The following is a 24,750-nucleotide window of genomic DNA, read 5'->3' as shown; positions in this document are numbered from 1 at the left end:
CCACGCGCCGGGCGATACGAGGCATCACGGAACCGCACCGCCCGGCCCCCAGTCACGTGATTCACCGGAAAGGCCCTGCGCCGATGCCGATCTCGGCCCCAAGGGCCGTCCCGTGATCCGTGGTGGGCAGGCGCGCGGCGTCGGACGTGGCGCATCGCGAGGCGGGGAGACGTCCGCATGCCGGGTGCATGCGGATGTTCCGACAACGCGGCGAGGTGTCGCAGCCAGCGGCCGGCGCCCGCCGGGAATTCACGGGACAGCCCTTGGCCGTTGTCGTTCTCGCGTCTATCGCGAGAACGAAATCGGTATACCCTCGGGGCCATTTCCCGACGAATCCCCCATCCCGACGAGGCACTGCAGCTTCGCACAGTCGACGGAGCCCCATGCCTTGCCGTCGTACAGATAGCCGGTGAAGGAGCTGTGCACGGTCACCTGCACTTCCAGATTTCCGCTCCCGTCCGCGGTCACCGGCGTGAACCCCGGCATGTCGCAGGCGAGCGAGCCGCCGTCCACCGAGGAACACTGACCCACGTTATAGGTCGTCCCGGGCTTCAGGCCGGTGGCCGTGACCTTGACGACGGCACCGTTCGAGAGTCCCGACGACGGCGTCACCACGGCTTTCGGGGCCGCCGCCGAAGCGGGCGTCTGGAGGCCGAGGGCCGCAGCCGCGGCCAGTACCGTGAGAGATCCCGTAGCTTGCACGAGCCTTTTCCGTAAAGACACCAGGAACACTCCTTGAGTGCTGACTTCAGGAATCTCCAATAAAACTAAGGAGCGCTCGACCGGTTGTCAATTTCCCCACGGCAATACAGAAGAAGCGCCTATCGGGCGAGGCGTGTTAATCCTCCACCGATTTCGACACGGAGAAATTCAGCCAATTTTCCGCACCCCTCGCCTCCTTGCCCCTCCGCTTCTGTTTCCCCGCCCCGTGGAAGCACCCTGCCGACCGCCTCTGATCTTCCGGTCGCGGTTCGCCGCCTCCTCCCTCTCAGACATGGGAGCGGACGCGGTACTCGATCAGACAAGGGCCTGCGGGCCTGCTCGGCCCGGGCTTCCTCGTGGGTGCGGGCCGGGGGTCGACGAGTCTCATCTCGAACCGGCGCACGAGCAGCGCGACGACCAGGCGCATCTCGATGTCGGCGAGGTGACCGCCGAGACAGGCGTGGCCCCCGCCGCCAAGGTTCAGCAACCGCCCCGCGGCACGCCCGTCGGGGTCGCGTTCCGAGGAGAAACGCTCCGGGTCGAAGGAGTCGGGATCGGGATAGAGGTCCGGTGAACGGTGTGTGACCGGCGGACAGAACAAGGTGTTCCATCCTTGAGGTATCTCGTAGCCACCGACCGTGAAGGGCTCCGCCACGAATCGGGTCAGCATGCTGGTGGCGGGACGCAGGCGCTGGGCTTCGAGCAGGCAGGCTCCCAGCAGCTCCAGCCTTCGCAGATCGGTGAGGGAGGGCAGTGCCCGGCGGTCGGGAAGAAGTGTGTGGACCTCGTCGAGCACCCGTTTGAGCCGGCCTGGGTGCTGAAGCAGCAGCACCAGCACCCAGGCCAGCTGCGCGGCGGTGGTCTCGTACGACGCGTAGCACAGGATGAGCGCGAGCCCAACGGCGGTGTCGTCGTCGAACGGAGCCCCGGAACGGTCGTGGCTCCCGGCGATACGGCCGAGGTATCCGCGCCGCTCCGGGTCCGGGTCGGTCCGCGCCGCCTCCAGCTCCGGCGACAGCATGGCGAAGAGCCGGCGCCGCGCACGGTTGCGGCGTATCAGGCGCGGCGCGGGAAAGTGTTCCGGCAGGAAGAAGTCCATGCCCGCGGCCACATCGAGGAAGAGGGAGCGGAACTCCTCGCCGCGGCGCGACCGGAAGTCCGTGCCCAGCACGAGCCCGATCGCGATGTCGAGTGTGAGGCGCTCCAGGTCCCGGTGGGCGTCGAACCGCCCGGCATGGCCCAGCGTCGTCGTCCAGGCATGGATGTCCTGGGCCACGGGGGCCACCCGGTCGGACACGTGCCGCCCTCGGAACACGGGCAGCAGCGCCGTGCGCTGCGTGAGGTAGTCCGTGTGGACGGCGGCCTGCATGACCTCACCGAACATCGGTCTCAGCCACTGGTAGACCGGCCGCACCGCGAGTGTGCTCTCCGGAAGCGCCAGGGTCGCCCGGCTCTCCTCGGGGCCCACCACGACAGCCGCCCGCTTCGGCCCCAGCCGGATGGAGAAGACCGGTCCGTGCGTCCGTCGGCCGGCGCTCATCACGGCGACGGGATCACTGAGGAACGACGCCGCGTGTCCCACCAGAGGCAGAGCACCCGGCGCGAGAGGAGGCTGCCCCGGCATCTTCCGTGTCATCCCTTCCGGGAGACCGCGTGCGTGAACCACAGGTTCCAGCGCACGGTCAGTCGTCCTTCCGCGTCGCGCACCTCGTCCATGCGCCGGTACGCGGCCTCCCGGGCGGCGTCGAGCCGGTCCGGCGGGACCGCCTCCAGCACCACCCGCCCTCCGGTCTGCCACAGCCAGTCCCACCACTGGCCGGGTGTGTCGAAGCCGAGGTCGAAGTCGGCCTCGTCCACCTTCACCCCCGTGAAACCCGCCGAGCCGACCAGGCGCGTCAGCGAGTCCCTGCTCCCGAACGGCGAGTTCCCCTGTCCGGGGATGTCCGGCGGCCCGTCCGGCAGGAAGCCCAGAAGCACGTCCGTGACGTGGAAGAAGCGAGGATCGACCGGTCCGAAGGAGCTCATCGTGAGCCGGCCGCCAGGCCGCAACAGTGTGGCGTAGTTGCGCAGCGCGGTCGCCGGATCGGGAAGCATGAAGACGACGAGGCCGGCGATCACGGCGTCGAAGGAGTCTGCGGGGAAGGTCGGGGACATGGCGTCCCCCTCCTCGACGGCGACCTGCCGCAACGAGCGCTCGGCCACCATGCGGGCCGTGGCACGGACCATGGCCGGTGAGGCGTCGATGGCCGTCACCCGCCCTTCGTCCCCCACCGCCTCGGCTGCGGGCAAGGTGCATGCACCACGCCCGCAGCCGACGTCCAGGACGTACTGACCGCGGCCGAGCCGTGCGCTCTCGACGAGGCGCCGACCGAGCGGCGCGAAGAACTCGACCCCGGTCCTGTCGTAGGCGGGCGCCGCGCGCTCGAACACCTCGGGAACCGCGGACCCCTCACCGGCCTCGGAGGTTCTCTGCTTCATGGAGCGGCACTTCCCTTCGCTCGGGCACGCCGTGACACGCATCCTTCCCCGCCACGGCCGACGCCGTCTTCTCCCGTATTGCTCGGTTGTACCGCGACCCGGCACGCAACCTGGAAGTAGTGGCCCGAGCGGTGCGCTTCCTATCGTCGAGGAGCACTCTCTCCATCCCCGGCGACAGGAGAAGACAGTGGGCGTGCTCGGCCTGCACAACGAATGTCCTCCGACCAACTACTCGACCGACGAGGCAGCGGAGATCTCCGAGGGGCTGGTCGCCGACGCCGTGGCGACCGCCGCGACCCTTCGGTCCGTACGCGACACGATGGACGCGCTGGCAGCGCTCGACGACACGGTCCGGTACGTCGTGGAGGCTTCCGGGACGGCCGTCTCACCGAGTGGCGAGGTGGACCCCGACAAGGTGACCTCGGCCATGAAGCAGGTCCGTTCGACCTATGACGCCTGCTTCCGGGCGCTGGACGGCACCGTGGGCCAGATCGACCTGGCCGTCGGCCACTACCAGAGCCTGCAGGCATACGCGGCCGCGGCGTTGGCCAAGGGGCGCGACGAGTGCTACGAGCAGACGCTGCGTCAGCTCGGCGAGGGCGGGTTCACCGGCATGGCCCAGGCGCGCATCTCTCGACTGCGCAAGCTGCGTGTCAGGGTGCAATTGCTGCAGGCCATGGAGGAAAACGGCCACACCATTCTGGCCAACTACGATTTCAACGCTTTCTTCATGATGTACATGCAGCCGATGCGCGACCTCGCGCTGGCCTCGCAGGACCTCTACAACGAAGTCGTCCGTGGCGCTCTGGTGGCCTATGACGTCCTGGTCCGGGTCTGTGATGTCAATCCGTCCGAGGCGGCAGCCGCCGGAATCGGCGAGTAACGGCGCCCGGCCGGCCGGGAACGGAGCGCGGCTCCCGCGGCGGAGGAATGAGGCCCATGACTCCCTGCCATGTACCGCCGCGGGATGCCGCCCGTATCGGTTAGCCTGACAGCGTCAAAAGCCGACTGCCCGACTTTCAGTTGGAGTTCACGCATGGGCATCCGCCACATCACGCTCCTTTCCGTCCCGGTGACCGATCAGGAGGTCGCAAAGGGCTTCTACGAAAAACTGGGATTCGCTGTCATCAACGACCACGAGATGACGCCTGAGGAAATGCCTCCGGAGCCCGGTCTGCGCTGGCTCCAGCTTGCCGCGCCGGGTGGCGGTTGCTCCATCGTCCTGGTCACCTGGGACGTCGGCGGAATGAAGCCCGGAATGCAGCAGTTCTCCGTGGCGGCCGACGATGTGTCGGCTCTCCACGCGGAAATCACCGGCAAGGGACTTCAGTCGAACGGGCCGCTGATGGAAGCGCCTTGGGGTTCGTTCTTCTCGATCAACGACCCCGACGGGAACCACCTTCTGATCGTCGAGGAGCCCGAGGCCCGCTGAGCGCGACCCGAGCGAGCGGTGCCCGGCCGGACGCCTTCCGGCCGGGCACCGCTCGTTCGTACGGCGGCGGGGTCCTTCGGCCGCCGGTGTCACGGTGCCCAGCGGTCGCCGTCCGCTTCGTGTTCGCCGTCCCCTCCCGCGGCAAGGGACCTCGACCGTGCTGCCGTCCAGCCGTAGACGGAGCGGGCCATGAAGGAGCCCGACGATTCCTCCAGTGCGGAAAAGACCCGGGCCCGGGTCGCGTGCACCTCGGCGTGGCCGGGGTCGTCCGCGGACACGCACAGCGCGGCCAACTCCGCCAGATGGCCGGCCAGTCGGTACTGCCCGCGGTCGACGAGGTCGCTCGCCCTGCGGGCCAGCACCAGAGCTCCTCCGGCCAGCCCTGCGATCTCACCGGCGAGTTCTTCCCTGGGAGCCGGTCGCAGCGCGGACGGGTCACCGTCGTACCAACCCCCGTAGCAGCGCCACAGGTTGCGGACGACGAACTCCGGGTCGTCATAGGTCGGGCGCAGATAGGGCCTGCTCAGCAGGGACTGGTCCGGCGTCACTCCGCGCAGCACCTCGTCCAGGGAGGCACCCCGGTTCATCAGCTCCAGCACCTGGTCGTGCAGCTGTTCCAGGAACGTGGCCGAGGCCGTGAGGGTCTCCTCGATCCGGTCGCCGCCGGCGATCGGCACGCCGTGCCCGGGCAGCAGGAGTTTTGCCCCGAGACCCGCCATCCAGCGCAGCGCCCGGGCCCACTCGGCGACATGGCGCTGGACCTTCTGCGGATTGCCGGCGTTCGGCGCGTTCCAGGCGTAGAAGTCGCCGCAGCACAGGATTCCGGCGTCGGGGAACCACGCCATCGTGGCGTCGTCCGTCTCTCCCCTGCCGTGTCTGAGGTGCACGTCCACCCCGCCGATCCGCAGGTCCGTCCGGTCGCTGTAGGTCCGGTCGGGGCTCCGGAACACCGTGGGCCACGTCATCCTCGGCGCACGGAACTGCCGACGGTTGATCACGGTGTTGTAGCCGGCGGTCAGCACATAGCGGTCGAATCTCCGCTGCACCGCCTCGTGCGCGATCACCCGGGGGCCCGCGCCGTCACCACCGGCCGCCTCCTCGTCGAACGGGGGCACTCCGAGGACGTGGTCGACGTGGCCGTGCGAGTAGACGATGCTGTGCACGGGGTCCTTCGTCAGCGCCCGGACCGCGGCGTGCAGGTCCCGCGCCGTACGGCGGTCGCCGGAGTCGAACAGGAGCAGGCCCTCGGACGAACGGAAGACATAGACGTTGCCGGTGGCGGGCCACATCCAGACGTCGTCGGCGACCGGCCGGAGCCCCTCCTTGCGCAGGGCTCCGCCGAAGTAGGCGGACAGGTCCTCCTCCCCCGTCCAGACTCGTTCGGCGTACTTCATCAGGTCGTTCACGTCTCCCCCTTCTCGGACGTGTCCAGTTGGTCGGTGCCGCCGGGCCTCATCCGTCGCCGGGGGACCGGCCCCTGCTCGCCGGACCGCGGAACGGCCGGGCGGCGATCTTCCGCAGCCCCCGCAGGACGTGGGAGCGGGTGAAGCGCTTCCAGGCACCGCGATCGTTCTCATGGGGAAAGGGCGCGTCCGGCACCGGGACACCGAGGAAAGCACAGAGGGGTTCCCATCCCTGTGTGACCTGATATTCCAGCAGTCGTTCTGCGGGAACATCCTTTCTCACCCTCTCCACGTGCTCCTGGAATACCGCGACCGCTGTGTCCCGGTCCCCGATGGGCCGACTGCCGAAATGCCGTCGGAAGAGGGCATCGAAGACCTGCCGGAAATTCCGGAGCCGCTTGTCCGCGGCCAGTAGCGGGATGCGCAGGAGAGGAAGGAGGATCCGCCACACGATTCCCCGGCGGTACGAGATGAAGATGGTGTTCCGGCAGCTCGCGTACCAGGTCTGGGGATTCCGGACGGTGAGGATGACCCGGGCCTGTGGATAGTACTCGGACAATTCCTTCCAGAACGCCGCCCCGGGCCAGTCCACCGTCGATCGGTAGCCGTCGAAGATCCGGCTCCAGTCCTGTGGGCCACCGTTCACGACGGATTCCCAGTCGGCAAGCCGCCGGGGATCTCGGAAGATCTCCTTGGTGTGATAGACGGGGCCGAATCCCAGGATGTCGAGGGCCTGCTGGAGCGATGTCGTTCCGGTGCGGCCGAGGCCGGCGCCGATGATGTCCACAAAGCTGCCTTCCTCTTCAGCGGAGGCGCGGCGTCAGGCGGCGACGGCGCGGCGGAAGAGCCGCGTCGCGAGCGGAACGAAGACGACCAGCAGCGCCGCCGACCACACCACGGACTGCCACCACTGGTCGCCCGGCGACGCGCCGTTGAACCAGGCCCGTGCCGCGTTGATCGTCAGCGTCACCGGGCTGTGGTCCGCCACCGTCCGCAGCCAGTCAGGCATCGCGGTGGTGGGGACGAAGGCCGAGCTGACGAAACCCAGGAGGAACAGCCAGGGCATCGCCGTGGTCTGGGCGCCCTCCGCGCTGGACGCGGTGATGCCGACACAAGCGAGGACCCAGGAGAGCGCGAAGCCGAAGAGCAGCAGGATGCCGGCGCCGGCGAGCGTGTCGGTGAACGATCCGTGGAAGCGGAACCCGAATGCGAGCCCCACGGCACCGGTCACGATCAGTGCGATCAGGTTGCGCACCGACTCCGCGATGGTCCTTCCGAACAGGACGGAGGCACTGTTGATGGGAAGGGAACGGAAGCGGTCCATCATGCCGTTGCGCATGTCCTCGGCGATGCCGACGCACATGCCGGCCAGCCCGCCGAAGACGATGACCTGGCCGAAGACCCCGGGCAGCAGGAACTGCTTGTACTCACCGCCCGGCACGGTGATCGCACCGCCGAAGATGTAGGCGAACAGGATGAAGAACATGATCGGCTGGAGAACCGCCGCCATGAGCTGGTCGGGGCGCCGCCGGATGTGCCGCATGTTCCGGCCGGCCAGCAGCCAGGCGTCGTTGAGGCCCCGCAGCATCCCCGGCCCCCCGGTGGACACGGGTGTGCTCATCGTCCTTCTCCTCTCGCCGGGCGGCCCGGCCCACGACGCGAGGTGCGCCCGCCGCCCGTGTCGTCGTGTGCTCCACCGCTGTCGGCGATGCCACTGCCCGTCAGGGCGAGGAAGACATCGTCCAGAGTCGGACTGCGGACCACGTGGGTGGACACCCCCACCCCGTCGTGGCGCAGGTCCCGAAGCATGGCGCCGACCGAGTCCTCACCGTCGGGCAGGCGCAACGTCACCCGGGCCAGTGTCCGGTCGAGCTGCGGCTCCTCGCCGACGTGGGACCGCAGGATGCCCGTGGCGCGGTCCAGGTCCGCGGGGTCCGCCAGCGCGAACTCGACGCGGTCGCCGCCGATCTGGTCCTTGAGCGCGGCCGGTGTCCCCTGGGCCACCGTCCGGCCCTGATCGAGGACGGTCACCGTACTGGCGAGCCGGTCCGCCTCCTCCAGATACTGCGTCGTCAGCAGCAGTGTGGTCCCGTCCCTGACAAGCTGCTCGATCTCCGACCACAGGCCCAGCCGGGATCGCAGGTCGAGCCCGGTCGTCGGTTCGTCGAGGAACAGCACCGCAGGCCTTGTCAGCAGGCTCGCGGCGAGGTCCAGACGTCGGCGCATACCGCCCGAGTACGTGCGCACCAGCCGGTCCGCCGCCTCGCCGAGCCCGAACCGGTCCAGCAGCTCCTCCGTTCTGGCCCGGGCCGGGGTCCTGCCCATCCGGTACAGCCGGGCGACCAGTTCGAGGTTCTCCCGGCCCGTCAGCACGTCGTCCACCGCGGCGAACTGGCCCGTCAGACCGATCATCGCGCGGATGCGCCGGGGATGGGCCACCACGTCGACTCCGCAGATCACCACCCGTCCGGCATCGGGCCGCAGCAGCGTCGAGAGCACCCTCACCATCGTCGTCTTGCCGGCACCGTTCGGCCCCAGCAGCGCGACCACCGACCCCGGGGGCGCCGACAGCGATATGCCCTCCAGGACCTGCTTCTTGCCGAGTCGCTTGCCGAGTCCTTCCACCGTGATCGAGTCCGCCACGGCCACCCCTTTCTGTCGCTCTTGCGTACCGGGCCCCATGTCACTCCGCGAGTCGCACCACGAGGGACGTGAAGTCCCTCAGCGGGATGGACCGACGGCGCCCGGGCGGGCCGTCCAGGGCGAGAGCCGGCAGCCTGCGCTGCATCCGTGGCAGTACGGCCGTCATCTCCAGGCGGGACAGTCCGGCCCCGAGGCAGTAGTGGATGCCGGCTCCGAAGCTCAGCGGGGCGGCGCCTTCGCGCCCCGGCAGGAATTCGTCAGGCTGCGGATAGGCGGCGGGGTCCCGGCTGGCGGCGCCGAGCATGAGCCGTACCTGTGTGCCCCGCGGAATGGTCACCCCGCTCAGAACCGTGTCCATGGCGGCAAACCGGATGCCTGGCGCGACCTGCACGGAGGGGTCGTGCCGCAGCGTCTCCTCCACGAAGGCGGCCGTGCCGGACTCGTCGCCGAGCAGCCACTTCCGCGTCTCCGGCCGCTCGATGAGGACCAGCAGCGCGTTGTCGATGCCCGTGGCGGTGGTCTCGAACCCCGCCGACCACAAGGTGAACAACAGCGTGCGCAACTCGTCGTCACCGAGCCGGTCGTGGTCCTCGTCGTGCACGAGGACCAGCGCGGACACGAGGTCGTCCCGCGGCGCCCTGCGTCGTTCGGCGATCAACCCGTCGAGATATTCGCCAAGTTCGCAAAAGGCGGCATCGGCGGCGCTCACCGCCTCGGGCGAGGCAGCGGGGTCGACCACGTTCATCATCGCCGGCACCAGCACCGCCAGCCGTGAGCGGTCGGCGGACGGGATGCCCAGCAGGTCGGAGATCACGTGCAGGGGCATGGGAAGGGACACCGCGGTGTGCAGGTCCACCGCCTCCCCGGCCCGCAGCCGTTCGGCGGCCTCGTCCACCAGGCGGTCCGCCAGGGAATCGACGGACGCCCGCAGTCCGCCCACGCGCCGGGAGGTGAACTCCCTGCCGATCAGCCCGCGGAGCCGGGTGTGCCTGGGGGGATTGCTGCCGACGAGCGACGTCACCAGCACCTCGTACGCCTCGTGCCCCACCGCCTGCGGGAACATCTGCGCCATGGCCTCCTCGGAAACCCCGGGGAAGATCTCGGGATGCTTCAGCACGAACTCCACGTCGGCGTACCTGCTGATGAGGAAGGCCCCGTACGCGCTCGCGCAGACCGGCGCGTTCTCCCGCAGCCACGCATAGACCGGGTAGGGGTCGAGGTGGGCCGGGGGCGACATCAGCAGTTGCAGCACGTCCCGGCCAGGGCCCGGCACCACCTTGGCGATGTCCTGCTCAGTCATGGCATACCTCTGTCGTCCGGACGGAGAGCGGATCAGGACCAGCCGTGCGGATGGGACGGGCTGGGCCGCGGGGCGACCAGCTGTTGTGCCCGCACCATGGAGTCGCGGAAGAACCGCGCGACGACCTGGCGCTCCTCCCGTTGCGCCGCGGCCGGTACGTTCTCCCAGTTGTCGACGAAGATCTGGAAGAGGCTGCGGTCGAGTCCGGCGGGCTCGATGTACAGCTTTCCGCCCAGCTCCACGGGCCAGGACGCGCGGCGAAGCCCGAATTCGAGCCAGGGCAGGTACGAGGGGAACTCCTGGTTCGGCTCGACGTGCCGGTGCACGGTCATCTCCACGATGCCGCTGGCGTCCCCCATGACCAGGACGAGCTTCGATCCCGTGGTGAAGTCGCCGCGACGCCGCTGGAGCCAGTACCGCAGCGCCTCGGGCTTCGACAGCACGTCCCAGGCGTCGTACGGGGCCGCCTCCAGTTCTATCTGCACGTAGGGGCCCATGCGTCGCCAGGGCCAGCGCCACGTCGTACCGGTGCGCAGATAGCCGGCGAGCTGGTCGAGGATGCCGGGCCAGCCGTTGCCGTTCCACGACCGCCAGTCGGAGGGCGGGTTGAACGCTTCCTCGGTCGCCGTGAGCCGGGTGCCCCCGTCCACGGGGTCGAGTTCCCAGATCACCCGGGTCGCCGGACCCACGCCGCCCCAGCGCCAGAGGTGGCGCAGGATCCCGCTCCCGTCGGCGGACGGTGCCGTCGCCGCCTCCGTACGGCACTGGAAGAACTCACCGTCCTCGAAGTCGAGGAGATACTCCCGGCCCTCGCGTGCGGGCACACCCCGGCACACCGCGAGCCAGTGGCGCACCTCGTCCGGAGCGGTCAGGGCCGCCCATACCCGCTCCGGCGGCTCCGGGACGACGGTACGCGCGACGAGCCGCTCCCAGCGGTCCTGGACGATGGAGCGGGCGGGTGCGGTGTCGAGCGGCGGGAACGCCTTGACCGCCTCGCCCGGGGCGAGGCCGGGGAACCGGGGCCAGTCGGGGGCGGCGGCGGGATCGTGTGCGGCGAACTCTGTGGGCACGGGCAACCCCCGAAGCGGTCGTGGACGCCGGTCAGTGACGCTTGATCACGCTAGGGGGTGTCTTCCGCGCGAAGCTTCTCGCAGGTTGCCCTGAACCCGCGGTCCGCAGGCACCCGTCGCGCTGCCTCAGCCCTTCAGAGCGCGCCCCTCCGCGAGCAGGTCCAGGGCCTTCGCGAGCCTGCGTTGTCTGGTCTCGGGCCGCTTCGCCGCCTCCAGCCACGTGACGTACTCCTTCTGGCGCGAGTACGACAGGCCCTCGTAGGTCCTCCGTGCGGCAGGGACGCCCGCCAGCGCCTCGGTCAGGTCGTCGGGGGCCTCGACCCGGCGCTCGGCCGTGTCGACGCGCAACCGCACGGAGACGGTGTCCCCTTCGGCGACGCCGGCCTGGTCCCGTACGGACCGGTTGACCACCAGATACCGCGACTGCTCCCGTCCCGTCATCACCGAACCGGTGAAGGAAACGCCCTCCACCTCGGCCACCACCGGGATGCGCGCCGCAGTACCCAGGCGTGCCGCCGTCTCCGGGGGCACGGCCACATAGGTCCACGTTCCGACACCGGCCTCACGGACCAGTGTGGCGCGGAAGGTCTCGCTCACGAACGGCTCCTCTCACTCGACACGGCCGCCCGTGCCGGGCGGCTCGGAAGGAGGCGGACTCTACCGGCCCGGCGGCCGCGGGCGACGGTTTTCGCCACTCCGGCTCAGAGCCTGCCGGGTGACCTCCGACCGGGCGGCCACGCCCTGGCACGCACGCTTCCGGCGTTGCCGAAATCCCATGGCAGCGCCTTCCCCGAGCTCTCGGCTTCGCTGGAACAGGGGGACCCGTCCAGGCCATCCCGCCGCCTCGGAATCGCGCGCACCACGCCGCGTCCGCTTTCGGTCGAAGGTCGCCCGGCAGGCCGTCACAGCAGGCCCAGCAACTTGCAGCAGCGCAGGATCGCCTCCCGGTCCCCGCCGAGGGTGAGTTCCCCGGCCGCGACGGCCTCGAAGGGGCTGATCAGCCCTCCCCCGATCTTGACGAAGGTCTGTGAGCACGACACGGCCGTCATCGTGGGCTCCTGTGCCGGCCCCCGCCGCACCGACGCCGTCCCGTCGGCCACCGCAATGTGGAACACCAGGTCGTCGATGTGGAACTCGTAGGCCTCGTCGCGGTCGGCGACTTCCTGACCGCGCGTCATCGCCTCCACGGCCAGCACGCCCCACTCGGCACGGGTGTGGGCGTGTTCGTCGGGCTCCAGCATGGCCATGCCCCAGCGGCCGAGCAGGAGGACCGGTTCGCGCAGCCGCTCGCCGAGCGCGGTGAGCCGGTACAGCCGCGCGCGCTTGTCATCCGCCACCCGCTGGGCCTCGACGACGCCTCGTCCGGTGAGCGACTGCAACCGTTCGGAGAGCAGGTTGGGGCCCATGCCGGGCAGCCCGGCGAGCAGTTCGTTGAACCGCTGAGGGCCGATCAGCAACTCGCGGACGAGGAGCAGTGTCCACCGCTCACCGAGAACGTCCAGGGCGACGGCTATCCCGCACATCTGCCCGTACGTACGTTGCGCCACGCTGCCTCACCTCGGCCAGATACTATACGTTTGAATAGTAACATCTCGGGATGTGAGAGACGCCATACGGCGCCCCGGCTGACGTGATCCCGGCAACTGCCAACACCCTAGGAGTAACACCGAAGGTGAGAACCCGAGTTCCGTGAACGGCTTACAGCTATAAAAACTCACACTGAACGAGTAGTTTCAGTCAGAAACCTTCGGGCTCTTCAACGACTCCGGCCGTAGCCGCAAGAATGTGGGCCGAGTTCCTGCCGCGAACCACTTGTGCCCCGTGCAGGGGAACCCACCCCCTGGGCCACATCCGACTTTTGGGAGAGTCCGTGCCCGCGGTCCACTGCTTCTCCTCCAGGCTCCTGCTGCGACTCCGCGGCCTTCTCATCACTCCTCCGCCCGGCGCCACCACGTTCGCCCGAAGGGGCTTCCATCAGGGAACGGAGAGGGACCGACGCCGCCTGGAGACCGTCGGGCTCGCCTTTCTGTCCGGGCTGCGCACGGCCACCTCCGGCACCGACGTCGAGCGGCTCGGTCACGTCCTCGGCGCGGGCGTTCCGCGCGCGCACCAGGGCTTCGCCTACGAGGGTGCCGCGATGGGGCTGGCCATGCTGGACGCCGTCGGTCCGCGGCGGCGCGACCGGGTGGCCCGTCTCCTCGGCTCCTCGGGCACCGCCCATCGGTACATGGTGCACGTGGGCGCGGGATGGGCCCTCGCCCGTCTTCCCCCACCCCTGTGGCGGCACGTCGTACCGGACGATCCGCTGCTGCGCTGGCTGGCACTGGACGGATACGGGTTCCACGAAGCCTACTTCCGCACGGGAACACGGGCCGACGGACGCTGGGCGGCGAGGCTGCCGGCCTGGCCCGGCCCGCAGTCGGCGGTGGCCCATGTGGTCGACCAGGGGATCGGCCGGGCGATGTGGTTCGTCGAGTGCGCCGACCCCGGCCGCCTGGCCGGCCGTATCCGGCGCTACGCCCCGGACCGCCACCCCGACCTGTGGGCCGGGGCGGGGCTGGCCGCCGTCTACTCCGAGGCCGGAACCCCGCAGGCGCTGCGTCAGCTGACGGAGTACGCGGGCAGGCATCTGCCCGAACTGCGCCAGGGCGCCGCGTTCGCCGCGGAGGCACGGCTCGGTGCCGGACTCGCCACCGACTGGACCGAGCAGGCGGTACGGCTCGTGTGCGGCGTCGGAGCCGCGGAGGCCGCCGAGGTCACCCACACGGCCCGGCAGGAACTGCCACCGGACGGATCGCGGCCCGCCTACCAGGAGTGGCGCGGCCGGATACAGCGCCACTTCAGTGATTGACCCTCTGATTGGAGGCACATGCCGGGAGACCGTTCCTACCGTCTGCGCAAGGGAATACCCGTCCTGGTCGCCATCGCGCTCATGGCCACCGTTCTGACGGCGGCCCGCAAGCCCGGTCCGTCGTCCGAGGCGGTCGACAGGGCGGCCTCCCGCTACGCGTTCACCGAACTGCCCATCGCCTTTCCACCCGGCTACGACGCGGGCGACCGGAAGGTCCGCACGGTCAACCCCGCGTATCAGGGGATTCAGTCGTGGATCTCGTCCGTGGGTGCCGGGATCGCTGTCAACGACCTCGACGGCACCGGCACTTCGTCGGACCTCTGCGTCGTGGACTCCCGGACGGACGAGGTCGTCGTCACCCCCGTTCCGGGAACCGGCCGGAGGTACACGCCCTTCGTCCTCGACCCGGCACCGCTGCCGACGGACACCGAGATGGCGCCCATGGGCTGCGTGCCCGGTGACTACGACGAGGACGGTCGCGTGGACCTCCTCGTGTACTACTGGGGGCGCACCCCCGTCCTGTTCCTGCACCGCGGCGCCACCGGCCGGCTGTCGGACGACTCGTACCTCCCGCAGGAGCTGGTTCCGGCCGACGGTCCCGACGACGGCCGCTACCACGGCGCACGCTGGAACTCCAACGCGGTCTCCGTGGCGGACTTCGACGGCGACGGCCACGCGGACGTCCTTGTCACCACCTACTTCCCGGACTCGGGCGTCCTGAGCACGCGAGACGACGACCGCGTCGTCATGCAGCACTCCATGTCCCACGCGAAGAACGCCGGCGGCGGACACGTCCTGCGCCGCGAACCCGACGCGGGACGCGCCGTGTACAAGGAGGTCGAGAACGCCCTGCCCGCGGGCGACGCCACGGGCTGGACCCTGGCGGCGGCCGCGGCCGACCTGGACGGGGACCTGCTGCCTGAGCTGTACATCGCCAACGACTTCGGCCCCGACCACCTGCTGCACAACGTCTCCTCGCCGGGACGCGTGCGGTTCACGACGATGCGCGGACGGCTGGGCCCCACCACCCCCAAGTCCAAGGCGCTGGGCAACGACTCCTTCAAGGGCATGGGGGTCGACTTCGCAGATCTGCGCGGCAACGGCCGCCTGGACATCTTCGTCTCGAACATCACGACGTCCTTCGGCCTGCAGGAGAGCAACTTCGCCTTCATGAACGACGCCTCCGACCCCGCGGACGCCCGCCGGAAACTGCGGGACGGTGTGGCGCCGTTCACCGATCGCAGCGCGGACCTCGGGCTCGCGTGGAGCGGCTGGAGCTGGGACGCCAAGGCCGCCGACTTCAACGGCTCCGGCCTGCCCGCCATCGTGCAGACCACCGGATTCGTCCAGGGCGACACCAACCGGTGGCCCGAACTCCAGGAACTGGCCATGGCCAACGACGAACTGCTCAAGCACCCCGGGGTATGGCCGAATTTCAAGCCCGGCGACGACCTGTCGGGCCATCAGCACCTGGCGCTGTACGCCCCGGCGGACGACGGGTCGTACATCGACATCGCCCGGCGGCTGGAGGTCGGCGACACCACCCCGAGCCGCGGCATCGCCATCGGGGACGGCGACGGAGACGGCGCGCCTGACCTGGCCATCGCCCGGCAGTGGGCGCCGCCGCTCTACTACCGCAACGACTCGCCGTCCGTGAACCGGCGGCTGACGCTCGACCTCGTCAGACCCGCCTCCGCGGCGCCGGTCGACTCCGGCGCCACCGTCGCGGCCATCGGCGCCCAGGCACGGGTGACGGTCGGCGGAAAAACGTCTCTGCAACAGGTGGACGGCGGCAGCGGACATTCCGGCAAACGCGACTTCACCCTCTCCTTCGGACTCGGCACGGCCGAGGACACCCCGGTACGGGTCGAGGTGCGCTGGCTCGACACAACGGGCGGCACGCACCAGGAGACGGTCACGCTGCGGCCGGGGCACCACACCCTGCTGCTCGACGATCGCGCCACGGAGGTGACGGCACCATGACCGATCTCGCCAGACACCGGCCGGACGCCACACGGACGGCGCAGCGCGACGCCGGCCCGGCGACACCGGAAGCGCCCCAAAAGCCCCGGCCCCCCGATCCGCGCTACCTGGCCCTGCGCAACTTCGCCCTCTCCATCTCGGTGCTCAACATCCTGGGCTACACCCTGCTGGGCTTCGAGCAACCCTGGCTCTGGCCCCTGGCGGCCGTCGCCACCGCCTACGCGACAGAACTCCTGCTGGAGGCCCTCAGCGCATGGAGCGAGCGGCGGCCGGTCCGTTTCGCCGGTGGCCCGCGGGCCGTCTACGAATTCCTGCTGCCGGCCCACATCACCGGACTCGCCTGCAACATGCTCCTCTACGCCAACGACCACATCCTGCCCATGCTATGCGCCGTGGTCGTCGGGGTGGGGCAGAAGACCGTGCTGCGCGCGCCGGTGCACGGGCGCATGCGGCACTTCATGAACCCCTCGAACTTCGGCATCACCGTCGTCCTGCTGACCTACAGCTGGGTCGCGATCGCTCCGCCGTACCACTTCACTGAGCACCTGAACGCGTACGGGAGCTGGGCCCTGCCCGCGGTGATCCTGGCGGCCGGAACGCTGCTCAACGGCAAGCTGACACGCAAGCTGCCGCTGATCGCCGGGTGGGTCGGGGCCTTCGTGCTCCAGGCGGTGGCCCGCTGGGCCTTCCTCGGCGACAGTCTCGTCTCGGCCCTGTCGGTGATGACGGGGGTGGCCTTCATCCTGTTCACCAACTACATGATCACCGATCCTGGTACGACACCGTTCCGCCCCCGGGACCAGGTCCTCTTCGGCGCGGCGGTCGGCCTCGTCTACGGCGTGCTGATGGCGCTGCACGTCGCCTACACCCTCTTCTTCGCCGTCACCGCGGTCTGCCTCGCACGGGGCATCGGCTGGTGGATCAGGCACGCGATGGCCGCGGCCGGACACCCCCGCCCGGCTCCCGCCGTCCACTCCACGGGAGGTTCCGCATGAGCGCCGTCCCGGTCCGCGTGGCGGTGGTGGGCATGGCCTGCCGCTACCCGGACGCCGACAGTCCGGGCCGGCTGTGGGAGAACGTCCTCGCCGGACGCCGTGCCTTCCGGCCCATCCCGCGCGAGCGGCTGAACACGGAGGACTACCTCCCCCGGGCGGCCGGAGCCGATTCCTTCGGCGTGACCCACGCCGCCCTGCTGGACGGGTTCACGTTCGACCGAGGCACCTTCGGCGTCGCGGGGTCGACGTTCCGTGCCACGGACACCGTGCACTGGCTCGCGCTCGACACGGCCCACCGCGCGCTGCTGGACGCGAACCTGCCCCGGGGCGACGGCCTGCCCCGCGGCTCGACGGCGGTGGTCCTGGGCAACTCCCTCACCGGCGACCGCAGCAGGTCGCTGGCCCTGAGACTCCGCTACCCCTACGTCCGACGGGTCCTCGCCGGACTGCTCGACGAGCGGGGCATGGACCGGCACGCCGCGGCGGAACTGCTGGCGGAGCTGGAGAAGCGGTTCAAGGCGCCGTTCCCCGAGCCCGACGAGGACAGCCTCGCCGGAGGTCTGGCCAACACCGTCGCCGGGCGGGTCAGCAACCACTTCGACCTCCACGGCGGAGCCTTCACCGTGGACGGCGCGTGCGCGTCCTCGCTCCTCGCGGTCGCCGACGGGTGCCGCATGCTGGCCACCGGGGAAGCCGACGCGGCCCTCGTCGGCGGCGTCGACCTCAGCATCGATCCTTTCGAACTCATCGGCTTCGCCCGGACCGGAGCACTCGCCAAGGACGACATGCTGGTCTACGACCAGGCCTCCCAGGGCTTCCTGCCGGGCGAGGGCTGCGGCGTCGTGGTCCTCATGCGCGAGCACGACGCACGCGCCGCCGGGCTCGACGTCCGGGCCGTACTCACCGGGTGGGGGATCTCCACCGACGGTTCCGGCAGCATCACCCGACCGGCCGCCGAAGGGCATCTGCTGGCAGTCCGGCGTGCCTACGCGATGGCAGGGTACTCACCCGCGTCGGTGGGCTACTTCGAAGGACACGGCACGGGCACGCCGGTGGGTGACGCGACCGAGCTCAACGCCCTTTCCTCCGCCCACGGCACCTCGACGCCCCCCGCGGTCATCGGCTCCGTGAAGGCGAACATCGGCCACACCAAGGCCGCGGCAGGCATCGCGGGACTCGTCAAGACCGTCGAGGCCGTCAGGCACCGTGTGCTGCCCCCCGCCACGGGGGTGCGGCAGCCCCGTCAGCAGCTGACGGGGGCCGGCCGGGCGCTGCGGCTCGCCGAGCGGCCCGAGGCCTTCCCGGATGGACGCGCCGTACGGGCGGGCGTCTCCGCCATGGGATTCGGCGGCATCAACACGCACATCGCCGTGGAGGCCGCCGACGGACGGGCCTTTGACACGACCCTCCTGCCGCTGGCGGCCCGCACGCGGCAGGACACCGAACTGCTCCTCGTGGAGGCCGCGGACGGGCCCGCGCTCGACGCCCGGTGCACACACCTGGCCGCCCTCGCCGACCGTATCTCCTACGCCGAACTCACCGACCTGGCGGCCGCCCTGGCCCGGGAATCGGACGCCCGCGGAGAGACGGGGCCAGGCGTACGGGGCGCGGTGGTCGCCGCGACCCCGCGACAGGCTGCCGCGCGTCTGCGGCGCCTGGCCCGCCTGGCCGCGTCCGGGGCCGATCGGACGATCGACCCGGCGGCCGGTGTCTGGCTCGGCCGGAGGAACCGGCGGCCGAGGATCACCTTCCTCTTCCCCGGCCAGGGATCGGGGGGCGTCGGACCGGCCATGCGCACCCGCTTCGACCGCGCCCACCGCGAGGTCACGGCCATCGAGGGGGCGGGACTGCGGGACGGCACGGACACCCGGCTCGCCCAACCACGCGTCGTGTGCGCGTCGTTGCTGGCGCTGAAGGTACTGGACGAGACGGGCGTCCGCGGGAACACCGCCGTCGGTCACAGTCTGGGGGAGCTGACCGCGCTGCACTGGGCCGGCTGCATGGACGAGGACGCGCTGTTGCGCATGGTCGACCGGCGTGCCGCTCTGATGGGCAGGGTGCCGCAGGGCGAGGGCGCCATGGCCGCGCTCGCGGCGGGCCCGGAGGCGGCGGCCCGCTGGACCAGCGGAACGAACTGTGTGCCGGCCGGGCTGAACGGGCCGAGGCAGACCGTCGTCGCCGGGCCGCGGGCCGACGTGGCCGCCGTGACGCGGGCGGCGCGCGAGGCCGGGGTGAACGTCACCGCGCTCGACGTCTCGCACGCCTTCCACTCGCCGCAGATGGCCTGCGCCGCCCAGGCCCTGCCGGCCGCGCTGGCGGCCGAACCGGTCAAGGCCCCGCAACGCCCGGTCGTCTCCACCGTCACCGGCCGCCGCATCGGCCCCGAGGCCGACCTGGCCGCGCTGCTCGGACAGCAGCTCATCAGCCCGGTGCGGTTCTCGGAGGCCGTACAAGAGGTCGCCGCAAGCACCGACCTGTTCGTCGAGGTCGGTCCGGGTCGCGCACTTGCGACGATCACCAGGGACTGCGCGGACGCTGTTCCCGTGGTCAGCACGGCCACCGACAGCCCCCTCCTGCGAGGGCTGCTGGAGGTCATGGCCGCCGCCTACGTGCTGGGCTCACCGCTGCGGCCGGAGAAGCTGTTCTCCGACCGGTTCACCCGCCCCTTCTCCCTCGACGCCCCGCCGCGGTTCCTCGCCAACCCCTGCGAAGAGGCCCCGCCCGGTCCGCTCGCGGAAGCGCCGCCCTCCGGCGAGCCCGTACCCACCACACCCGCGCCGCGCGCCACCCCCCCCGACGACGACCCCGCCGGTGCGGACGCGGAACCCCCATCGGACGCGCTCACGGCGCTCCGCGTCCGTATCGCCGAACGGGCGGAACTGCCCGCAGAGGCCATCGGCCCCGGCACCCGGCTGCTGGACGAACTGCACCTCAGCTCGATCACCGTGGGCCACATCGTCGCGCGGGCCGCCGCCGACGTCGGGGTCGAACCGCCCCTGGACATCCTGTCGATCGCCACGGCCACGGTCGGCGACATCGCCGCGCTGCTCGACGGCGGCTCCGGCGCCTCGGACGACCCGTGTCCGACGCGGGTGCCCGGTGCGGGGTCATGGGTACGCGCCTACCGCGTGGACTGGGCTCCCGCACCCCTGCCCCCGTACCCGCCGGCCTCCGACGGGTCCTCGTCCGTCGCCGGTACCGCGAGCTGGAACGTGCATTCGGTGCCGGAGGACCCCGTGGCCGGTCCCCTCGCGAACACGCTCGCCCGTGAAGCGCCCACGCCCGGAACACTTCTGTGCCTGCCGGAACGGGCCACCGCCGACATCCCCGGTCTGCTGCTCACCGCGGCCGACGCGGTCGGGCACCACGGCACGCTGGCCGTCGTCCAGCGGGGACCGGTCGGCGGCGGCTTCGTCAAGTCGCTGCACCTCGAACGGCCGGACGTCGCCGTGTGCCTGATCACGCTTCCCGGGTCGAGCGACCAGGACCTGTGCTCCCCGCCGTGGCTCGCCCGCGTCGCGGCCGAGATCCGCGCCACCAGGAAGGGCTTCACCGAGGTGCGTTACCGCGCCGACGGTACGCGGCTCACGCCCGCCCTCTCGCTGGTCCGGCTGCCCACGGCCCCGTGGCCGGGGCTGCGCCCCGACGACGTGGTCCTGGTCACCGGCGGGGGCAAGGGCATCAGCACCGAGTGCGCCGGAGCCCTCGTCGGCGACAGCGGTGCGCGGATCGCGGTGCTCGGGCGCACGCGCGTCGAGGACGACTCGCTGCTCGCCGAGAACCTCGCGCGGTTCGGTCCCCGGGTGAGTTACTTCCCCGCGGACATCACGGATCCCGAGGCCGTCGAGTCCGCCGTGCGCCGCGTCCGGTCCGAGCTCGGTCCCGTCACGGTGGTGCTGCACGGTGCGGGCAGGAACTCCCCCACGTCCCTGGAGCACCTCGACGAGGAGGAGTTCGAGGCCACCGGCAGGCCGAAGCTCGACGGCCTACGGCTGCTGCTCCACGCCCTGGACGACCACCCGCCCCGGCTGCTCCTGGCGTTCGGCAGCATCATCGGCCGCTCCGGCCTCCGGGGCGAGGCCCACTACGCCGCCGCGAACGAATGGCTCGCCGCCTACGTGGACGACTACTGCCGCGCCCGTCCCTCGTGCCGGGGTCTCACCCTGGAGTGGTCCGTCTGGGCGGGTATCGGCATGGGCGACCGCCTGGGCGTGCTCGACTCCCTCACCCGGCAGGGCATCAGCCCGGTCACCGTCGACGACGGCCTGGAGATCCTGGGCCGGGTGCTCGCCGACGACGAGCTGCGCGGGCCGCTGGTGCTCGCCTCCCGCACCGGCACACTGCCGACCCTCGCCCACCGGGGGACGACCGCCCCCCACGGGCGGTTCCTGGAGCGGGTGCTCATCGACTACCCCGGGGTCGAACTCGTCACCGAGGCCGAGCTCTCCCTGGGTGCGGATCCCTACCTCGCGGACCACGTACTGGACGGCGAGGCCCTGCTCCCCGGCGTCATCGGCATGGAGGCGATGGCACAGACCGCGGCCGCGGTCACCGGTGTGTGGCCCGTCGCCGCGCTGAGCGATGTCCGGTTCCTCAGACCCATCACGGTTCCCGAGCGCGGCACCACGGCCGTGCGCACGGCCGCCCTGGTACGGGCGGACGGAAGCGTCGCCGTGGTGATGCGCAGCCAGGAGACGGATTTCGCGGTCGACCACTTCGTCGCCACCGTGCACGTCGGCGAGGCGACCGGCCCCCGCGCACGGGCCGCGGCGCCCGTCGCGGCACCCGTCGGCAACGCGACCGCCGCCCGGCTGGTCCCCGCCCGCGACCTCTACGGGAGCCTGCTGTTCCAGAGCGGGCGCTTCCAGCGGGTGACGGGCTACCGGCACATCGGCGCACACGCGTGCCGGGCCGTCATCGCGCCGGGCGACGACAAGGGGTGGTTCGGGATGTTCCACGTCCCGGCCCTCGCCCTGCCCGACCCGGGCGCGCGCGACGCCTTCCTGCACGCCGTGCAGGTCTGTGTCCCGCACCGGACACTGCTGCCGGTCTCCGTCGGTCAGGTGACGGTGCGCCCGGCTGCCGCGCCGGTCGGCGACCTGCTCCTCACCGCCCAGGAGACCGCGCACACGGGTGATGCGTTCACCTATCGCCTCACCGTCACCGACGGGTCCGGCCGCATCGTCGAGCACTGGAACGACGTGGTCTTCCGGGCCACCGGTGACCGCCGCCACCGGCCGCGCCACTGGCCCGTGCCGCTGCTGGCCCCGCTCCTCGTCCGGACGGCGGGGACGACGGAGCACGGGCCGCGGCTGCGGGCCGTCGTCGAGGAAGGGGGCGTCAAACGACGAGGAGCCTCCCAGGAAGCGCTCGCCCGGCTCGCCGGGGCGGGCCGTCCGTGCGTCGTCCGCCGCGCCGACGGCAGACCCGGCCGGACACCCGACGGCTGGTACCTGAGCGCGTCACACGGCGCCGGGGTCACCCTCGCCGTCGCCGCGGACGGACCCGTGGGCTGTGACATCGAGGCAGTGGTCCACCGGGCCGAGGCCGACTGGCAGCGGCTGCTGGGGACCGACGGCGAGTCCCTGGCCGCCGCCGTCATGGAAGCGGGCTGGCCGGCCGGCCATGCCAGAACCGCCGTATGGAGTGTGGCCGAAGCCGTGCGGAAGGCCGGTGGCGGCCAGGCCGACCGGGCCCACTTGCGGACCCTTCGCGACGACGGGGGCGCCGAGTTCGCGGCGGGACGCTTCACGGCCGTCGCCCACATGACCACTGTTGGGAGCGCACCCGACGCAGCCGTGCCCGCCGTGTCCGCGATCGCCCGGCACGAAAGGGAGACGCATGCCTGACCACTTCGCGTACCGGCACGTCGTCGGCTTCGAGGAGACCAATCTCGTCGGCAATGTCTACTTCACCAACTACGTGCGATGGCAGGGGCGTTGCCGCGAGATGTTCCTGTACCGGCACGCACCGGAGGTGGTGGACGAACTGCGGACGGGCCTGAAACTCTTCACCGTGAACTGCAGTTGCGAGTACTTCATGGAGCTGCGGGCGTTCGACGTGGTCTCCGTCCGCATGCGTCTGCGGGAAGTGCTCAGCACCCAGGTCGAGTTCACCTTCGACTACGTCCATCTGCACGCCACGGGCGAACGCCTGGCGGCCCGCGGCACCCAGCGCGTCGCCTGCATGCGCGGCGACGGACCGGACACGGTCCCGGTCACCGTCCCGGAGTCCCTGGTGCGCGCCCTGGAACCCTTCCGAGGAGCAGCCACGTGAGCGCGGACGGCCGCAGGGAGGGCGCCATCACGTTCCGGCGGCCCGCCGTCTTCTGGGCGGGCACGGCACTGGGCACGACCGGCGCCGCGCTGCACCTGCCCATGTTCTTCGAGGCGCGGTCGATGGGCTACCACATGGCCCATATGCGGCCGGACGCCGCCATGACCGCCGGCATGGCGGCGGTCATGGCGGGCTGCGCGCTGGCCTTCTGGGGGCTCCTTCCGCCCCAGCGCCGCGACGAGCGTCCGGTGGACCTCCGCGTCCGCGCTCTCGACGACGCCCCCCTGCGCCGCTCCCACGCCGGGCTGGTCCTGGTGCTCACCCTCGTCGTGACCATCGACGTCATGAAGCCGACCACGCTGTCCTTCGTCGCGCCCGGCGTGGCGGCGGAGTACGGCCTCAGCTCGCCCCTGCGCCCGGACGGCGGTCTGCCGGTGTCCCTGCTGCCGCTGTCCGGGCTGCTGGGGACGGTGCTGGGCTCCGTCGTGTGGGGAGTCCTCGCCGACCGCGTGGGGCGACGTCCCGCGATCCTCTTCGCCGGCGTTCTCTTCACCACGACGTCGGTCTGCGGTGCGATGCCCACCTTCACCGCGAACCTGGTGATGTGCTTCCTCATGGGCATCGGTGCGGGCGGCATGCTGCCCGTGGCGTTCGCGCTGCTCGCGGAGACGGTCCCCGCCCGCCACCGCGGCTGGCTCCTCGTGCTGATCGGAGGTAACGCCGCCCTCGCCTACGCCCTCACCAGCCAGCTGGCCGAGAGCCTGGTCCCGCACTACGGATGGCGCGTCCTCTGGCTGATCGGCATGCCCACCGGCCTGCTCGTCCTGCTGCTGAACCGGTGGATACCGGAGTCCCCGCGCTACCTCGTCCTGGCCGGCCGCGCCCACGAGGCGCGTGCCGTGATGGAACGGTACGGGTCGGGCCCGGTCCCGTCCCCCCGGTCCGTGACAACGCCTGCCGCCACCACCGCACGCTCCGAGGCACCGGTCCGGGGAGGTCCCCTCCTCCTCACCGGGCTGCTTCTGCTGGCCCTGAGCGTCGGCATCGTGACGTACGGGTTCCAGTTGTGGATTCCGACAGATCTGCAGCGCATGGGCATCGAGGGCCTGGACGCCGACCGCATTCTGCGCAATGCCGCCCTGTTCGGCCTGCCGATCAACGTGGTGGCCGCCTTCGCCTACGGCTTCTGGAGCTCGAAGTGGACGACGGTTCTGCTCGGCGGCCTGACCGTCGCACCGCTCTTCTGCTTCATGGCGCTGGGCGACGGAGTCGCGGAACACCGCACCCTGCTGATGGCCCTGCTGGCCGCTCCGGTCGTCAGCGTGTACTCGCTGGGCGCCATCACCATCGCGTATTGCGCCGAGATCTACCCCACGGCCCTGCGGGGGCGGGCCACGGGCCGGGTCGCCGGACTCACCAAGTTCGGCGGGGTCGCCATGCTGATCCTCACCCTGCTGTCACTGGCGACCCCGGAACTGCGGGTCACGGCCGCGACGGGCGCGGTGCCCCTGGCCTGCGCCGTGGTAGTGCTCGCGGTCGCGGGCGTCGAGACCCGTCGCCGGGCGATCGACACCCCGCTGGAGGCGGAGCCCCAGCCCGCTCGCGCCGTCTGAGCCG

19 protein-coding genes are annotated in these 24,750 nt (G+C 71.1%); 8 read left to right on the top strand and 11 right to left on the bottom strand.

Going from position 1 to position 24,750, the window contains the following annotated elements:
- Positions 1–285: 285 nt before the first annotated feature.
- The 3 genes from AB0E67_RS16630 to AB0E67_RS16620 form a co-directional block, all read right to left on the bottom strand.
- Complete coding sequence (locus AB0E67_RS16630; RefSeq protein WP_362026780.1) at positions 286–723, bottom strand: enediyne antibiotic chromoprotein; 438 nt, start codon at positions 721–723, stop codon at positions 286–288.
- A gap of 265 nt (positions 724–988) precedes the next feature.
- Positions 989–2,326, bottom strand: a complete 1,338-nt coding sequence (locus AB0E67_RS16625) for a cytochrome P450 (protein ID WP_362027073.1) — start codon at positions 2,324–2,326, stop codon at positions 989–991.
- Between the two features lie 8 nt (positions 2,327–2,334).
- Positions 2,335–3,180 (bottom strand): methyltransferase domain-containing protein, encoded by an 846-nt coding sequence (locus AB0E67_RS16620; RefSeq protein ID WP_362026777.1) that lies wholly within the window; start codon positions 3,178–3,180, stop codon positions 2,335–2,337.
- Between the two features lie 187 nt (positions 3,181–3,367).
- On the opposite strand from AB0E67_RS16620, the gene AB0E67_RS16615 reads away from it, so the two are divergent.
- Positions 3,368–4,063, top strand: a complete 696-nt coding sequence (locus AB0E67_RS16615; protein ID WP_362026774.1) for a hypothetical protein — start codon at positions 3,368–3,370, stop codon at positions 4,061–4,063.
- A gap of 153 nt (positions 4,064–4,216) precedes the next feature.
- Positions 4,217–4,612 (top strand): VOC family protein, encoded by a 396-nt coding sequence (locus AB0E67_RS16610; protein WP_362026771.1) that lies wholly within the window; start codon positions 4,217–4,219, stop codon positions 4,610–4,612.
- An 89-nt stretch (positions 4,613–4,701) separates the two neighbouring features.
- Here the strand turns inward: AB0E67_RS16610 and AB0E67_RS16605 are convergent, their stop codons facing one another.
- The 8 genes from AB0E67_RS16605 to AB0E67_RS16570 all read right to left on the bottom strand — a co-directional run bounded on the left by AB0E67_RS16605 (position 4,702) and on the right by AB0E67_RS16570 (position 12,575).
- Entirely contained in the window at positions 4,702–6,018 is a 1,317-nt protein-coding gene (locus AB0E67_RS16605; protein ID WP_362026768.1) for an alkyl sulfatase dimerization domain-containing protein, read from the bottom strand.
- Positions 6,019–6,064: 46 nt separating this feature from the next.
- Positions 6,065–6,802 (bottom strand): sulfotransferase family protein, encoded by a 738-nt coding sequence (locus AB0E67_RS16600; RefSeq protein WP_362026765.1) that lies wholly within the window; start codon positions 6,800–6,802, stop codon positions 6,065–6,067.
- A 33-nt stretch (positions 6,803–6,835) separates the two neighbouring features.
- Positions 6,836–7,636, bottom strand: a complete 801-nt coding sequence (locus tag AB0E67_RS16595; protein ID WP_362026762.1) for an ABC transporter permease — start codon at positions 7,634–7,636, stop codon at positions 6,836–6,838.
- Positions 7,633–8,658, bottom strand: a complete 1,026-nt coding sequence (locus AB0E67_RS16590) for an ATP-binding cassette domain-containing protein (RefSeq protein WP_362026759.1) — start codon at positions 8,656–8,658, stop codon at positions 7,633–7,635. Before AB0E67_RS16590 ends, AB0E67_RS16595 begins: the two co-directional genes overlap by 4 nt.
- A 40-nt stretch (positions 8,659–8,698) precedes the next feature.
- Positions 8,699–9,958: a cytochrome P450 gene (locus tag AB0E67_RS16585; RefSeq protein ID WP_362026756.1), complete on the bottom strand. Its 1,260-nt coding sequence runs from the start codon at positions 9,956–9,958 to the stop codon at positions 8,699–8,701.
- A gap of 32 nt (positions 9,959–9,990) precedes the next feature.
- Positions 9,991–11,028 (bottom strand): SRPBCC domain-containing protein, encoded by a 1,038-nt coding sequence (locus AB0E67_RS16580; RefSeq protein WP_362026753.1) that lies wholly within the window; start codon positions 11,026–11,028, stop codon positions 9,991–9,993.
- Between the two features lie 126 nt (positions 11,029–11,154).
- On the bottom strand, positions 11,155–11,625 hold the full coding sequence (locus tag AB0E67_RS16575) for a YdeI/OmpD-associated family protein (RefSeq protein WP_362026751.1): 471 nt from the start codon (positions 11,623–11,625) through the stop codon (positions 11,155–11,157).
- A 305-nt stretch (positions 11,626–11,930) separates the two neighbouring features.
- On the bottom strand, positions 11,931–12,575 hold the full coding sequence (locus tag AB0E67_RS16570; protein ID WP_362026748.1) for a winged helix-turn-helix transcriptional regulator: 645 nt from the start codon (positions 12,573–12,575) through the stop codon (positions 11,931–11,933).
- 323 nt (positions 12,576–12,898) lie between these two features.
- On the opposite strand from AB0E67_RS16570, the gene AB0E67_RS16565 reads away from it, so the two are divergent.
- The 6 genes from AB0E67_RS16565 to AB0E67_RS16540 are packed head-to-tail and all read left to right on the top strand — an operon-like array spanning position 12,899 to position 24,746.
- Positions 12,899–13,879 carry a DUF1702 family protein gene (locus tag AB0E67_RS16565; protein ID WP_362026745.1) on the top strand — a complete coding sequence of 327 codons (981 nt, stop codon included), beginning with the start codon at positions 12,899–12,901 and terminating at the stop codon, positions 13,877–13,879.
- 18 nt (positions 13,880–13,897) lie between these two features.
- The gene (locus AB0E67_RS16560) at positions 13,898–15,862 is read left to right on the top strand and encodes a CRTAC1 family protein (protein WP_362026742.1); all 1,965 of its coding nucleotides are present in this window, start codon (positions 13,898–13,900) and stop codon (positions 15,860–15,862) included.
- On the top strand, positions 15,859–16,857 hold the full coding sequence (locus AB0E67_RS16555) for an enediyne biosynthesis protein (RefSeq protein ID WP_362026739.1): 999 nt from the start codon (positions 15,859–15,861) through the stop codon (positions 16,855–16,857). Before AB0E67_RS16560 ends, AB0E67_RS16555 begins: the two co-directional genes overlap by 4 nt.
- Positions 16,854–22,706, top strand: coding sequence for an SDR family NAD(P)-dependent oxidoreductase (locus tag AB0E67_RS16550; protein ID WP_362026736.1), 5,853 nt, complete (start codon positions 16,854–16,856; stop codon positions 22,704–22,706). The genes AB0E67_RS16555 and AB0E67_RS16550 overlap by 4 nt, the downstream gene beginning before the upstream one ends.
- Positions 22,699–23,133: an acyl-CoA thioesterase gene (locus AB0E67_RS16545; RefSeq protein WP_362026733.1), complete on the top strand. Its 435-nt coding sequence runs from the start codon at positions 22,699–22,701 to the stop codon at positions 23,131–23,133. The genes AB0E67_RS16550 and AB0E67_RS16545 overlap by 8 nt, the downstream gene beginning before the upstream one ends.
- Positions 23,130–24,746, top strand: coding sequence for an MFS transporter (locus AB0E67_RS16540; RefSeq protein WP_362026730.1), 1,617 nt, complete (start codon positions 23,130–23,132; stop codon positions 24,744–24,746). Before AB0E67_RS16545 ends, AB0E67_RS16540 begins: the two co-directional genes overlap by 4 nt.
- Positions 24,747–24,750 lie beyond the last annotated feature (4 nt).

It is taken from the genome of Streptomyces sp. NPDC032161, from assembly GCF_040636995.1.
GTDB lineage: Bacteria > Actinomycetota > Actinomycetes > Streptomycetales > Streptomycetaceae > Streptomyces.
Note: the sequence above shows the minus strand (reverse complement) of the source record. Positions and strands in the feature narration are given on the sequence as shown.

Excerpts from the sequence above, each read along its gene's own strand:
- AB0E67_RS16585 (WP_362026756.1), bottom strand. The coding sequence starts at position 9,958 with ATGACTGAGCAGGACATCGCCAAGGTGGTGCCGGGCCCTGGCCGGGAC.
- AB0E67_RS16545 (WP_362026733.1), top strand. The coding sequence starts at position 22,699 with ATGCCTGACCACTTCGCGTACCGGCACGTCGTCGGCTTCGAGGAGACC.
- AB0E67_RS16555 (WP_362026739.1), top strand. The coding sequence starts at position 15,859 with ATGACCGATCTCGCCAGACACCGGCCGGACGCCACACGGACGGCGCAG.
- AB0E67_RS16550 (WP_362026736.1), top strand. The coding sequence starts at position 16,854 with ATGAGCGCCGTCCCGGTCCGCGTGGCGGTGGTGGGCATGGCCTGCCGC.
- AB0E67_RS16595 (WP_362026762.1), bottom strand. The coding sequence starts at position 7,636 with ATGAGCACACCCGTGTCCACCGGGGGGCCGGGGATGCTGCGGGGCCTC.
- AB0E67_RS16620 (WP_362026777.1), bottom strand. The coding sequence starts at position 3,180 with ATGAAGCAGAGAACCTCCGAGGCCGGTGAGGGGTCCGCGGTTCCCGAG.
- AB0E67_RS16610 (WP_362026771.1), top strand. The coding sequence starts at position 4,217 with ATGGGCATCCGCCACATCACGCTCCTTTCCGTCCCGGTGACCGATCAG.
- AB0E67_RS16560 (WP_362026742.1), top strand. The coding sequence starts at position 13,898 with ATGCCGGGAGACCGTTCCTACCGTCTGCGCAAGGGAATACCCGTCCTG.
- AB0E67_RS16625 (WP_362027073.1), bottom strand. The coding sequence starts at position 2,326 with ATGCCGGGGCAGCCTCCTCTCGCGCCGGGTGCTCTGCCTCTGGTGGGA.